Annotated in this window: 9 protein-coding genes; 3 read left to right on the top strand and 6 right to left on the bottom strand. The window is 66.8% G+C overall.

Annotation, left to right across the window (positions count from 1 at the left end):
• Nucleotides 1-176 precede the first annotated feature (176 nt).
• From recX to AC3A3X_RS14065, 5 genes are all read right to left on the bottom strand, one after another.
• The gene (recX, locus tag AC3A3X_RS14085) at nt 177-752 is read right to left on the bottom strand and encodes a recombination regulator RecX (RefSeq protein ID WP_487583648.1); all 576 of its coding nucleotides are present in this window, start codon (nt 750-752) and stop codon (nt 177-179) included.
• Nucleotides 753-780: 28 nt separating this feature from the next.
• The gene (recA, locus tag AC3A3X_RS14080) at nt 781-1,821 is read right to left on the bottom strand and encodes a recombinase RecA (protein WP_487583647.1); all 1,041 of its coding nucleotides are present in this window, start codon (nt 1,819-1,821) and stop codon (nt 781-783) included.
• 228 nt (nt 1,822-2,049) lie between these two features.
• Entirely contained in the window at nt 2,050-2,718 is a 669-nt protein-coding gene (lexA, locus tag AC3A3X_RS14075; RefSeq protein ID WP_487583646.1) for a transcriptional repressor LexA, read from the bottom strand.
• A gap of 145 nt (nt 2,719-2,863) precedes the next feature.
• A complete protein-coding gene (locus AC3A3X_RS14070) occupies nt 2,864-3,364 on the bottom strand; it encodes a CinA family protein (RefSeq protein WP_487583645.1) in 501 nt (166 codons plus the stop codon).
• Nucleotides 3,365-3,532: 168 nt separating this feature from the next.
• Nucleotides 3,533-6,112 carry a TonB-dependent receptor gene (locus tag AC3A3X_RS14065; protein ID WP_487583644.1) on the bottom strand — a complete coding sequence of 860 codons (2,580 nt, stop codon included), beginning with the start codon at nt 6,110-6,112 and terminating at the stop codon, nt 3,533-3,535.
• 484 nt (nt 6,113-6,596) lie between these two features.
• On the opposite strand from AC3A3X_RS14065, the gene mutS reads away from it, so the two are divergent.
• From mutS to AC3A3X_RS14050, 3 genes are all read left to right on the top strand, one after another.
• Nucleotides 6,597-9,173, top strand: coding sequence for a DNA mismatch repair protein MutS (gene mutS, locus AC3A3X_RS14060; protein WP_487583643.1), 2,577 nt, complete (start codon nt 6,597-6,599; stop codon nt 9,171-9,173).
• Between the two features lie 202 nt (nt 9,174-9,375).
• Nucleotides 9,376-10,881 (top strand): catalase, encoded by a 1,506-nt coding sequence (locus AC3A3X_RS14055; RefSeq protein ID WP_487583642.1) that lies wholly within the window; start codon nt 9,376-9,378, stop codon nt 10,879-10,881.
• A 231-nt stretch (nt 10,882-11,112) separates the two neighbouring features.
• Entirely contained in the window at nt 11,113-11,748 is a 636-nt protein-coding gene (locus AC3A3X_RS14050) for a DUF937 domain-containing protein (protein WP_487583641.1), read from the top strand.
• Between the two features lie 73 nt (nt 11,749-11,821).
• Here AC3A3X_RS14050 and AC3A3X_RS14045 read toward each other — a convergent pair whose 3' ends face one another.
• A complete protein-coding gene (locus AC3A3X_RS14045; RefSeq protein WP_487583640.1) occupies nt 11,822-13,204 on the bottom strand; it encodes a DUF5692 family protein in 1,383 nt (460 codons plus the stop codon).
• Nucleotides 13,205-13,427: the final 223 nt, after the last annotated feature.

The following is a 13,427-nucleotide window of genomic DNA, read 5'->3' as shown; positions in this document are numbered from 1 at the left end:
GGCGTCGACAGGAGCAGGCAACCCAGGACCCGAAAGCCGGTTAGGTTAACAGGACGGCGCCATCTCTGCGCAGAGCCAGCCCCGCCTCGGCCCTTGCCGGACCCTTGTAGGAGCGAGCTTGCTCGCGACCCGGCAGGCGGCAGCGGTGCCCCATCGCGAGCAAGCTCGCTCCTACGTCAGTCGTCCGGATCGAAACGGGTAGCGGCGCGCACGCTGGCGCCGTCGAAGCCCCGCCGCATCAGGAAATCCGCGGCCTTGCGCCGCAGGTTCAATTCTTCGGTCACCCCGGGGCCAAACCGGCGCTGGACCAGCTCGCGGGCGTTCTCGGCCCAGTCGCCCTCGTAGGTCTCCATGGCCCGGGCGACGGCCTCGCGGTCCAGTCCGTGGGTGGCCAGCTCGGCGCGGATCCGGACCGGCCCATAGCCACTGCCGGCACGGCTGCGGACCAGGCTTTCGGCGAAGCGCTTGTCGTCCTGCCAACCCTCGCCCGCCAGCCGGCCGACGGCGGCCTCGACGTCGCCGGCGTTCAGCCCGCGCGAGGTCAGCTTGCGGCTGAGCTCCTTGCGGGAATGCTCGCGCCGGGCCAGCAGGCCCAGCGCCCGCTGCAACGGCGTCTGCTCTGGACGTCCGCGGCGTCGGGCGGCGCCGGAAGCGGCACCACCGCGGTCGTCGCCTCCGGAACCGCTGCCCGTCACGTCATCGTGTGGCGCGCCGTCATGTGGCGCGCCTTCATCTGGCAAGTAGCCGTGCATCGCCGCCTACCCTTTCCTTGCAGTCCGCTCAGTCTTCGACGACGGCATCGTCGCCGCCTTCGTCGCGTCGGGCATCGGTGGCCACGAACTTCTCGCGCAGCGCAGCTTCCAGGCGCTTGGCGATCTCGGGGTTGTCCTTGAGGTACTGGCGGGCATTCTCCTTGCCCTGGCCGATGCGCTCGTCGTAGGCGCTGTACCAGGCGCCGGACTTCTCGACCAGCTTGGCGTCCACGCCCATGTCGATCAGCTCGCCTTCGCGCGAGATGCCCTCGCCGTACAGGATCTCGGTGACGACCTGCTTGAACGGCGGCGCCAGCTTGTTCTTGACCACCTTGATGCGGGTCTGGTTGCCGATGATCTCGTCGCCCTTCTTGATCGCACCGATGCGGCGGATGTCGAGGCGCACGGAGGCGTAGAACTTCAGCGCATTGCCGCCGGTGGTGGTTTCCGGGCTCTGGCCCGGCATCATCACGCCGATCTTCATGCGCAGCTGGTTGATGAAGATCACCATGCAGTTGGAGCGCTTGATGTTGCCGGTCAGCTTGCGCAGCGCCTGGCTCATCAGGCGGGCCTGCAGGCCGGGCAGTTGGTCCCCCATCTCGCCTTCGATTTCGGCGCGCGGGGTCAGCGCGGCGACCGAGTCGATCACGACCATGTCGACCGCGCCCGAACGCACCAGCATGTCGGCGATTTCCAGGGCCTGCTCGCCGGTGTCGGGCTGGCTGACCAGCAGGTCGTCGACGTTGACGCCGAGCTTGGAGGCGTAGGTCGGGTCGAGCGCGTGCTCGGCGTCGACGAAGGCCGCGGTGCCGCCCAGCTTCTGGCACTCGGCGATGGTCTGCAGGGTCAGTGTGGTCTTGCCCGAGGACTCAGGACCGTAGATCTCGACGACGCGGCCCTTGGGCAGGCCGCCGATACCCAGGGCGATGTCGAGCATCAGCGAACCGGTGCCGATGACCTCGGCCGGCTCCGCCACGCGGTCGCCCATGCGCATCACCGAGCCCTTGCCGAACTGCTTCTCGATCTGGCCCAGGGCGGCCGAAAGGGCGCGCTTCTTGTTCTCGTCCATCGTGGAGTCCTTGAGGTCGTGTTGGTCGTATTGCCGTGATGACGGCATTCGTGTCGGGGACAACTTAGGCTTGGCAGGTCGCACGGACTGAGACTCCCGTGCGTGGACTGCAAATCTGTTCGATCAGGGAAGCGGTGGGCATTGGCGCACTCCGAAGGGGATGGTGGGGGAAGGCCGCATCGCGTGGCTGGAATATCCCAGCCATCGACGTCCGGCCCCTGGAGGCGCTCATCGATTCGGCCTTACCAGCCCGCAGTACAGACCTTCGATGGCGAAATCCTGGTCGGGTTCGACCTCGATCGGCGCGTAGTCCGGATTGCGCGGCAGCAGGCGGATGCGGTCCTTGCCGATCTTGAGCAGCTTGACGGTGATCTCGTCGTCGATGCGCGCGACCACGATCTGACCCGAGCGGGCGTCACGGGTGCGGTGCACGCCGATCAGGTCGCCGTTGAAGATGCCCTCGTCGCGCATCGAGTCGCCCTTGACCTTGAGCAGGTAGTCGGGGGTCGGCGAGAAGAACACGCGATCGAGCAGGACGAAATCGTCGGAGCCGATGTCGGCGCCGATCGGCCGGCCGGCAGCGACCTGCCCCAGCACCGGCAGGCGCAGGGCATCGTCGGAGATGGCGGCGTGATCGGCGGCGGGGTCGATCGCCTGCACAGCGACCGCGTCGGCCATCTCCACCAGCGGTGCCACCAGGCGGATGCCGCGGGCCCGGCCCGGCACGCGCTGGATCGCGCCGGCCTGCTCGAGTGCCTCGAGGTGGTACTGGGCCGCGCGCACGCTGCTGAAGCCCATGGCGCGGGCGATCTCGGTCTGCGAGGGCGGCACGCCCTCGGCTTCGATCCGCTCGGCGATCAGGGTGAGGATGGCGCGCTGGGTGTCGGTGATGTCCATTAGTAGCAATACTACTAACGGACTTTTCCCGCCGTCAAGCCCTTCCGTCATCGTAGGAGCGAGCTTGCTCGCGATCCGCCTGGCCGCCGCCTGTCGCGTGGATCGCGAGCAAGCTCGCTCCTACCCGGAACCGGTCAGGCACCGGTCAGGCCATCAGCTCGGCGAGGCCGTGCAATGCCGCGGCCACCGTCTGCCGGCGCACGTCGTCGCGGTCGCCGTCGAAATGGAAGGTCACCGCGGTCGGGTAACCGCCGCGCCGCTTCCAGGCGATCCACACCGTGCCGACCGGCTTGTCCTCGGTGCCGCCACCGGGGCCGGCGATGCCAGTCACGGCGACCGCCAGCGTCGCGCCGGAATGCACGAGCGCGCCGGACACCATCTCGATCACCGTGTCGCGGCTGACCGCACCGTGTTGTTCGAGTGTTTGCGGGCGCACGCCAAGCAGCGCCTGCTTGGCCTCGTAGCTGTACGCGGCCATGCCCGCCTCGAACCAGTTCGAGGAGCCGGGAATGTCGGTGAGCATCTTGGCGATCCAGCCGCCGGTGCAGCTTTCGGCGGTCACCAGGGTCTGGCGGTGGTTGCGGGCCGCTTCGCCCACCAGTTCGGCGAGGCGATGCAGGGCGGCATCGGAGACGTCGTTTTTCATGCCGGCATGATAGCCGCAAGTTGTGACGGCGCAGAGGCTGCAACCATGAAGCCCCTCTCCCGCTTGCGGGAGAGGGGTTGGGGTGAGGGCAGGAGCACCGCTGAGCAAAAGCGCCCTCATCCGCCCTTCGGGCACCTTCTCCCGCACGCGGGAGAAGGGATCACGCCCTCAGTACAGGATCCGCAACGTCATGCCATACGTGCGCGGCGCGCCGAGGAATCCGTTGAACGAGTTGAACGGATTGTTCGGCGCCGGCGACACGTTCTGCAGCGGTGCGTCGAAGCCGACCTGGACATAGTCCTCGTCGGTGAGGTTGAGCGCCCACAGCTCGACCATCCAGTTCCTGTTCTGTTTGCCGATGCCGATGCGTGCATTGACCACGGTGAAGCCTTCCTGGACCTTCTCCACGTCCAGGTCCGAGCCGGTGTTGTACTCGGACATGTACTTGGCGCCGAGGTTGAAGCGCGCCAGAAGGTCACCGGCGAACGGATAGTCGTAGGTCACCGAGGCCGATGTCGACCAGTACGGCGCGAAGCTCACCCGGCTGCCCGGCAACTTGTACAGCGCGCCGGTGGGCGCGACGAAATCGCCGCCGGGAATGTTGTCGCCGTAACGGGTATCGGCGTAGGTCACGCCACCTTGCACCATCAGCCCGCGCGTGGCCTGCCACAGCACCTCGGTGTCGATGCCCTTGGACACGACCTCCGGGATCGAACGCACCACGAAGCTGGTGCCCAGGAAGCTGTTGAGCTGGAAATCCTCGTAGGTCTGGTGGAACAGCGTGGCGTTGAGCAGCAGGTTGCCTTCGTTCCAGGTGGTCTTGGCGCCGAGCTCGTAGCTGTCGACGAACTCGCCAGGGAACGAGGTGTCGTTCACCGGCACGATGCCCGAGCCACCGCTGGACAGCCCGGTATTGGACTGCACGCGGTCGAGGTTGAAGCCGCCGGCCTTGTAGCCGCGCGCGGCCGAGGCGTAACCCATCCAGTGCTCGTTCCAGCGGTACGCGGCCTTGAGCGTGCCGGACCATTCCTTCTCTTCGCTCTCCTGGTGCGTGACGCGGCCGTTGTGCAGCGGGTTGGCCCACGGCAGGCAGGAGAAGCCGATCACCTGCGGGATCACCGTCGGCAACGCCGCCTGCGGCACGCCGCGCGCGAGCAGCGCCGCCGCCACGCGTTGCTGTCCACCCGGCCCGAGCATCGCCGCGCAGCCCGGGCTGCCATTGGGATTGCTGTAGGCCGAATCGAGCTCTTTCTCCTCACGGGTGTAGCGCAGGCCGAGGGTCAGGTCGAGCGCGTCGGTCGCGTGCCAGGTGTTGTTGGTGAAGATGGCCGCGCTCTTGGCGTTCTGCTTGTAGACGTCATCAGCACCGAAGCCGGCGAACACCGTGCCGAACGGCCGGCCGCTCGCCTGCGACAGGAACAGCGGAGCGGTCGGGCTGCGGCCCAGCGCCGGGTTGATCATCGACAGCAGCGCTACCGACAGGTACGGCTCGTAGGCATTGCCGATGCGGTAGGTCTCGTTGCGGTCGAGGTCTTCGTCGGAATAGAACAACCCCACCATCCAGTCGATGCTGTCGCTGGCGCCGGTCAGGCGGAACTCCTGGGTGAAGGTCTCGAACCCGGTCAGCGATTCGTCCTCTTCGCCGTTGCGGAAGAGGATGTCGGCACTGCTGAAATCGAAATCCAGGCCGTTGATCGAATCCCACTCGCGCCAGGCGGTGATCGAGGTCAACGTCGCGCCGTCGAACCACGGCGTGATCCAGTTGACCTCGGCGGCGACGCCCTTGTCCTTGATGTCCTGCTTGGTGCTGCGGTTGCTCCAGGCGACCCGCGCGAACGGATCGGCCACTGGCGCCACGCCTTCGTCCGGCGACAGGGCATTGACGATGTCGCCCGTGGCGCCGCGCACGGTCGTCACGCCGACGCAGCAGTTCTCCTCGCGACTGGTGAAGTCGGCGATGAAATTGATGTCGAGGTTGTCGGTCGGCTCCAGCAACAACTGGCCGCGCAGGGTGTGGAAGTTCTGGTCGCCGTCTTCGGTCTCCACGCGCGGGCCGGCGCCGGTGTGCACGTCGGTGAAGCCGTCGCGCTTGCGCTTGGCGGCGTAGACGCGGAACGCCGACATGTCGTTGAGCGGCACGTTGAGCGAGCCTGCGACGCCGACTGCGTTGTAGTTGCCGACCGTCAACTCGCCTTCGACCTGGGTGAGGTAATGCGGGCGCTTGGTGATCACGTTGATCACGCCGGCGGAGGTGTTCTTGCCGAACACGGTGCCCTGCGGGCCCTTCAGTACTTCGATGCGCTCGATTTCGCCAAGGTCGCCGAAGCCGACGCCGTTGCGCGGCCGGTACACACCGTCGATGACCACACCGACCGACGATTCCAGGCCGGCGTTGTCGCCGACCGTGCCGATGCCGCGGATGCGGGCGGTGGTCTGGGCTTCACTCTGGGTGCTGGTGACGGTCAACCCAGGCACCAGCACCTGCAGGTCCTTGACGTCACGCACGCCGGTGTCCTGCAGAAGCTGCTCGGGCAAGGCGGTGATGGCGATCGGCACGTCCTGAAGCGCTTCTTCGCGCTTTTGCGCCGTGACCGTCAATGCGGCCAGTGTCGTGGGCTCTTCGTCCTTCTTCAGCTGGCCGCTCTGCAGGACCGGGGCCGCTGCGGCCTCCTGGGCCTGGGCCTGGACCGACCAGACTGGCGTCGCGAGCGTCGTCGCGATCGCGAGCGCAAGCAGCTTCCTGGCCACGTTCTTTGTGGTGCCCACTGAAACAACTGGCTTGCACGAAACCATCGCGTCCCCTCCCCTCGAGTTATTGGATGTACGGCGTCCGACCCACAGCCAATGCACACGCCCCCTTTTGGCGCGACCGGCGACACCCCCATCCAGACTCGGCACGTGTCCCGATGGGCATACGGCAGCGAACGGCAACGGAAACGTAACATGTTCGGGAGGCAGCCCATGTGGCGGTGCAGCAGGGCGATGCCGGTTGAGGCCAGGAACCCGCCATCCCCGCGCAGGCGGCGACCCAGCGTCCTGGCGGCCGCTTCCCTGCCAGCTTCGAGTCGCTGGGTTCCCGCCTGCGCGGGAATGACGGCGCCACGCCGGCCGAGCACGGATTTGCCCTACAGGCAACGGGGTCCGGAATCAGCCCCCGGCTGATAGCCTAGCGACCTCCCTCGCCGGCCCTCCGCCGCCGGCCCTCCCGCACGCATACGAAGATCCACGATCCATGAGTTCAGCCGATCGGCCGCCCGAGCACACGCCCCTGATGAAGCAGTTTTTCGCCGCCAAGGCGGAGCATCCGGACGTGCTGATGTTTTTCCGCATGGGCGATTTCTACGAGCTGTTCTTCGACGACGCGCGCAAGGCCGCGCGCCTGCTCGACATCACCCTGACCCAGCGCGGCCAGTCCGGTGGCCAGCCGATCCCGATGGCCGGCGTCCCGCATCACTCGGCCGAAGGCTATCTGGCACGGCTGGTGGCGCTGGGCGAATCGGTGGCGATCTGCGAGCAGATCGGCGACCCGGCCCTGGCCAAGGGCATCGTCGAGCGCAAGGTGGTACGGATCGTCACTCCCGGCACCGTCACCGACGAAGCGCTGCTCAACGAGCGCCGCGACACCCTCCTGCTGACGATTGCCCGCGGGAAGTCCGGGTACGGCCTGGCCTGGGCCGACCTCGCCGGCGGCCGCTTCCTGGTCAACGAAGTGGCCAATGAGGACGCCCTCGAAGCCGAGTTGGCCCGCCTGGAGCCGGCCGAGACCCTGATCGCCGACGAGGACGGCTGGGCGCCCTTCGTGGCCGAACGCACCGGCCTGCGCCGACGCGCGCCGTGGCTGTTCGACGCCGACAGCGGCCGCCGCCAGCTGCTGCGCTTCTTCAACCTGCACGACCTGTCCGGCTTCGGCCTGGAAGACAAGCCGTTGTCGATCGCCGCCGCCGCGGCCCTGCTCGGCTACGTCGAAGAGACCCAGAAGCAGCGCCTGCCGCACCTGACCTCGATCGCGATCGAATCCGGCGACGGCGCGATCGCGATGAATGCCGCGACCCGCCGCCACCTGGAAATCGACAGCCGCCTCGACGGCGACCATCGCCACACCCTGCTCGGCGTGCTCGATTCGACCATCACGCCGATGGGCGGCCGCCTGTTGCGGCGCTGGCTGCATCGTCCGCTGCGTGAGCGCACGCCGCTGCGCCTGCGCCAGCAGGCCGTGGCGACACTGCTCGATTCGCGCGCCGGCGATGTCCTGCGCGAGCGTTTCCGCGCGCTCGGCGACCTCGAACGCATCCTCTCCCGCATCGCCCTGCGCAGCGCCCGCCCGCGCGATCTGTCGACGCTGCGCGACGGCCTGGGGATGCTGCCGGACGTCCGCGCCGAACTGGCCCCGCTGGATTCGCCGCACCTGGCCGCGCTGGCGGCGGAACTGGGCGAGCACGACGAGCACGCGCACCTGCTGCAGTCGGCGATCGTGACGCAGCCACCGGTGCTAGCCCGCGACGGCGGCGTGTTCGCCGAGGGCTACGACGCCGAGCTGGACGAACTGCGCACGCTGTCGACGCATGCCGACCAGTTCCTGATCGACCTCGAAGCACGCGAGCGCGCCAGCAGCGGCATCGCCACGCTCAAGGTCGGCTACAACCGCGTGCACGGTTACTACATCGAGATCAGCAAGGGCCAGGCCGACAAGGCGCCGACCCACTACACCCGCCGCCAGACCCTGACCGGCGCCGAGCGCTACATCACCGAAGAGCTCAAGCAGTTCGAGGACAAGGTACTGTCGGCGCGCGAGCGCTCGCTCAGTCGCGAGCGCCTGCTCTACGAACAGCTGCTCGACGTGCTGAACGAGCGACTGGAACCGCTCAAGCGCTGCGCCGGGGCGCTGGCCGAACTGGACGTTCTGTGCTGTTTCGCAGAACGCGCGCAGTCGCTCGACTGGATCGCACCGACCCTGGGTGACGAACCGGGGCTGCACATCGAGCGCGGCCGCCATCCCGTGGTCGAGGCCGTGCGCAGCGATCCGTTCGAGCCCAACGACCTGGTCCTGGGCGAAGACCGCCGCATGCTGGTCATCACCGGCCCGAACATGGGCGGTAAATCCACCTACATGCGTCAGAACGCGCTGATCGTGCTGCTCGCCCACACCGGCAGCTTCGTGCCTGCCTCGCGCGCGACCATCGGCCCGATCGACCGCATCCTCACCCGCATCGGCGCCGGCGATGACCTGGCGCGCGGGCAATCGACCTTCATGGTCGAGATGAGCGAGACCAGCTACATCCTCCACCACGCCACCGCGCAGTCGCTGGTACTGATGGACGAGATCGGACGCGGCACCTCGACCTACGACGGCCTGGCCCTGGCCGAGGCCTGCGCGCGGCACCTGGCGCACCACAATCGCGCCTACACGCTGTTCGCCACGCACTACTTCGAACTGACCACGCTGGCCGAGCCCGGCAGCGGCATCGCCAACGTCCACCTCGATGCGGTCGAGCACGGCGACCAGCTGGTGTTCATGCATGCGGTCAAGGATGGCCCGGCCGATCGCAGCTTCGGTCTGCAGGTGGCGGCGCTGGCCGGCCTGCCGAAGGCGGTCGTACAACAGGCGCGTGGACGACTGGCCGAACTGGAACAGCAAAGTCGCGACGCACCGATGCCCTCGCTGGCACCGGTCGCACTGGATGCACCGCAGCAGTTCGGCCTGTTCTCGCCCTCGTCGGCCGCACTCGATGCACTGGCATCACTGGAACCCGACGAGCTGACGCCGAAGCAGGCATTGGAAGCGCTGTACAGGCTCAAGTCGCTGTCCTGACCGCGCCGCGGGGCCGCGTCGTGTAGACGCGGCGTGAACGCCGGAACGTTTAAAACTGCCCGTAGCGACCGAGACGCGGACGACTGCGCGTCATGTGCTGACTGTCGATAGTCGCCCCCTATCGCGTCATTCGCCAGAAACGATTTTCATTGATCGTTACTCCTGCCTACCTTGTAGCCACACAGCCACGAAGGAACGCGTCATGAGCAACCCCTCCGACAAGCCCGAGAAGACCCCGCTGACCACCGCCTTTGGCGCACCGGTTGTCGACAACCAGAACAGCATGACTGCCGGCCCGCGCGGCCCGGTACTGATGCAGGACGTATGGCTGATCGAGAAGCTCGCCAACCTCAATCGCGAGATCATTCCCGAGCGCCGCATGCACGCCAAGGGCTCCGGCGCCTTCGGTACCTTCACCGTCACCGGCGACATCAGCAAGTACACGCGCGCGAAGATCTTCAGCGCCGTGGGCAAGAAGACCGAGATGTTCGCCCGCTTCACCACCGTGGCCGGCGAACGTGGCGCCGCCGACGCCGAGCGCGACATCCGCGGCTTCGCCCTGAAGTTCTATACCGAGGAAGGCAACTGGGACCTGGTCGGCAACAACACGCCGGTGTTCTTCGTGCGCGATCCGCGCAAGTTCCCCGACCTCAACAAGGCGGTCAAGCGCGACCCGAAGACCAATCTGCGCAGCGCGCGCAACAACTGGGACTTCTGGACCAGCCTGCCCGAGGCGCTGCACCAGGTCACCATCGTCATGAGCGACCGCGGCATTCCGGCCAGCTACCGCCACATGCACGGGTTCGGCTCGCACACCTACAGCTTCATCAATGCCGCCAACGAGCGCTGCTGGGTCAAGTTCCACTTCAAGACCCAGCAGGGCATCAAGAACCTGACCGATGCCGAAGCCGCGCTGCTCGTCGGCAGCGACCGCGAGAGCCACCAGCGTGACCTGTTCGATGCGATCGAACGCGGCGAGTTCCCGAAGTGGAAGCTGTATATCCAGGTCATGCCGGAATCGGATGCGGAGAAGGTGCCGTATCACCCCTTCGATCTGACCAAGGTCTGGCCGAAGAAGGACTACCCGCTGATCGAAGTGGGCGTGATGGAGCTCAACCGCAATCCGGAGAACTTCTTCGCCGACGTCGAGCAGAGCGCCTTCGCACCGAACAATCTGGTGCCTGGCATCAGCATCTCGCCGGACAAGATGCTGCAGGCGCGCCTGTTCGCCTACTCCGACGCGCAGCGCTACCGGCTCGGCGTCAACCACCACCAGATCCCGGTCAACGCCGCGCGTTGCCCCGTGCACAGCAACCACCGCGACGGCGCGATGCGCGTGGACGGCAACTACGGCGGCACCCTGCACTACGAGCCCAACAGCTACCAGCAGTGGCAGGAACAGCCCGAATATCGCGAGCCGCCGCTGAAGATCAACGGCAACGCCGACTTCTGGAATTTCCGCGAGGACGATGCCGACTACTACAAGCAGCCTGGCGACCTGTTCCGCCTGATGACCCGCGAACAGCAGCAGGTGTTGTTCGACAACACCGCGCGCGCCATGGGCGACGCGCCGGAGTTCATCAAGCTGCGCCACATCGGCAACTGCACGAAGGCCGACCCGGCCTACGGTGCCGGCGTGGCGAAAGCGCTGGGGCTGGAATCGGCGGCGGCCTCGCAGCGCAGCAACGAGCCGATGGAAGCGGGCTGAGGAACCACGCCATCCCCGTGAAGACGGATCCGGCGACATCACCGCGCAGAAGTCGCTGGGTTCCGGCCTTCGCGGGAATGACGGCCTGCCCCCCTCAACGTCATCCCCGCGAAGGCGGGGATCCAAGGACGTTGCGCTTGCCGCACCCACTGCACGCACCGAGAACAATTCATCACGGCCACTGAACGGCAAAACGCTAGCATCACAGTCCCCACCCAAAGGACTGCCGCAATGACCACTTCGTTGACCGATGATCTTCTCAACCAGCTGCAGGGACAGCCGCTGGCGCAGATCGGACAACAACTCGGCCTCTCACCGTCGCAGGCCAGCGGAGCAGTGTCCGCGGCCCTGCCGCTGCTGCTGGGTGCGCTCGGCCGCAATGCCGGGCAGCCGCAGGGTGCGCAGGCGCTGTACGGTGCGCTGGAACGCGATCACGCCAGCCTCGACCTCGGCAGCGTGCTCGGCTCGGTGATGGGCGGCGGAGGAGCCGGCGCAGGCGGCCAGATCCTCGGCCACATCTTCGGCGCCCGCCAGCAGGGCGCGGCGCAGGGCCTGGGTGCCGCGACCGGGCTGGGCAGCGGCCAGGCCGGCACGCTGCTGCAGGTGCTCGCCCCGATCGTGATGGCCTATCTCGCCAAGCAGGTGTTCTCCAGCGGCGGCAGCACGCTGGCGAGCCAGTTGCCGGCATCGCCGCAAGCGCTGGAACAGGCCCTGGGCCAGGAACAGCAGACGATCACCCAGCAGGGCGGCATCGGCGGCGGCCTGCTCGGCGCGGTGCTTGACCGCGATAACGATGGCGACACCGACTTCTCCGATCTGATCGGGCTGGCCGGCTCGATCATGGGCGGCAGCGAACCGCGGCGCTGATCGCCGCGTCGCACCTGCGCCTGGTTGAAGTCTGGCCGCATGTCGGCGGCCAGACTTCGTCGCACCACAATGGCTACCTGGCGGCGGACGTGGACACGTTCGCATCGTCCGCCTGCGCCTTGACGGGCGGATAGTCGGCCATCGCCGGGATCTTATCCAGGCCGACGTGGATCGAGTCGTACACGGCGTCGATGTGCTCGGCGTGGCGGTACTGGCCGAAGTTCAGCCACGCCGGTCCACGCTGGAACAACTTCCAGTTCCACACCAGCGCGCACAGCACCAGGTTGATCCCGAAGCTCGCGCTGGCGACGAGCAGCGCCGAGGTCTCGTTGATCGGAATCGGCACGAAGCCCTTCTCCATCACGAACACACTGAAGGTGAACAGGTACAGATAGAAGAACCCCAGCGTGGTGCCACGGGCAGCCACCCATACGCCGGGGATCCACAGCGCGATCAGCGTCGGCACCAGGTTCAGCGCCATGCTGTTGGAGGTGTACTCGTTGAAGTTGAGGTAGGAGAACGTCACGTTCCAGATGTCGTAGGCGATGATCCACAGCACGGCCTGGCCCGGCCACACCAGGTCGCGGACGTCGGTGCGGTTGGGCCCGATGGCGTTCCAGCGGGTGATTGCCAGGATGTTGAGGATGCCGGCTGCGCCGTTGAGCAGGTTGGGCATGTAGCCAGATTTGAAGTCGACTTCGACCGCCTCCAGGATGTTCACCGCCAGGATCGCGGCCACCAGGAAGCGCATCCACTTGTACTTGTGCAACGGTGTGTAGCGCACGAACCAGAAGAACCAGATCGACACCACCAGCGTGTAGAGCTTGACCCAGCGGAACACGGAGGTGACACCGGATTCGTTGATCCAGTAGAAGCTCATCACCACGATGCCCAGCCCGCACACGATCGGCGTGAACCACTTCCACTGGCGCCACATCATGAATGCCGCAGCGAGACCGGCGAAGATCAGCAACCAGTGGACATAGGGCCAGCCGATGCTGCGGTGGGTGAACGACAGGTTGTCGCCACCGCCCATGCCCGGAATGCTGGCAACCATGCGTCCGTCCGCGCCGAGCCTGAATGCCACGCCGTTGACCTGCGGTGCTTCAATCGCGCCGCGCAAGGTGACGACATCGCCGACCTGCGAGTAGGCGACCCGTTCGCGGGCGTAGTGCCCGGGCGTGACCCACAGCAGCTTCGCCGTGCTGTCCGCGCGGAACCGCAGCAGGTACCACGAGCTGGCGACCTTCTCGCCGTTTCTGCCGGCCCCCGTTGTGATGACGACCCATTCGCCGCCCATTCGTGAAATGGCGGGAGCCGGCGATGTCGCTTCCACGCCGATCCCGGGTACCTGGCCGATATCGACGCTGCGCCGCTCGCAGCCGGCCAGCAGCAACAGGGCCGACAGAACGAGCAGGCAGCCAGCGAGCGCGGAATTGAATCTTGTGGTTTGCATGTGGACCTCTGGTCACGGAGCGTTGCTCCAGGGAGGGTCCAGGTCCGGTGGTTCAGTCCTTGCGCAGCGCCACGATCGCGGCGGCGCGGCCCGATCATCGCCGGACGACTGGAGCCACCAGTGGAGCCGCTACGGCCCAAAGGCTCCATGAGAAATTTCTGAAATCCGAGACTCTTCGTGTGAGTCGACTGACACGTTTCGCGTGCCCCGACAGCAGGACCAC

The organism is Lysobacter sp. Soil_N_23, from assembly GCF_057656135.1.
The sequence above is the reverse complement of the archived record's forward strand: the minus strand, read 5'-3'. Positions and strand labels throughout refer to the sequence as shown.

Bases quoted from the DNA above. Each gene is read 5' to 3' on its own strand.
- AC3A3X_RS14045 (WP_487583640.1), bottom strand. From the start codon at position 13,204: ATGCAAACCACAAGATTCAATTCCGCGCTCGCTGGCTGCCTGCTCGTT.
- lexA (WP_487583646.1), bottom strand. From the start codon at position 2,718: ATGGACATCACCGACACCCAGCGCGCCATCCTCACCCTGATCGCCGAG.
- AC3A3X_RS14070 (WP_487583645.1), bottom strand. From the start codon at position 3,364: ATGAAAAACGACGTCTCCGATGCCGCCCTGCATCGCCTCGCCGAACTG.
- AC3A3X_RS14055 (WP_487583642.1), top strand. From the start codon at position 9,376: ATGAGCAACCCCTCCGACAAGCCCGAGAAGACCCCGCTGACCACCGCC.
- AC3A3X_RS14050 (WP_487583641.1), top strand. From the start codon at position 11,113: ATGACCACTTCGTTGACCGATGATCTTCTCAACCAGCTGCAGGGACAG.
- recX (WP_487583648.1), bottom strand. From the start codon at position 752: ATGCACGGCTACTTGCCAGATGAAGGCGCGCCACATGACGGCGCGCCA.
- mutS (WP_487583643.1), top strand. From the start codon at position 6,597: ATGAGTTCAGCCGATCGGCCGCCCGAGCACACGCCCCTGATGAAGCAG.
- recA (WP_487583647.1), bottom strand. From the start codon at position 1,821: ATGGACGAGAACAAGAAGCGCGCCCTTTCGGCCGCCCTGGGCCAGATC.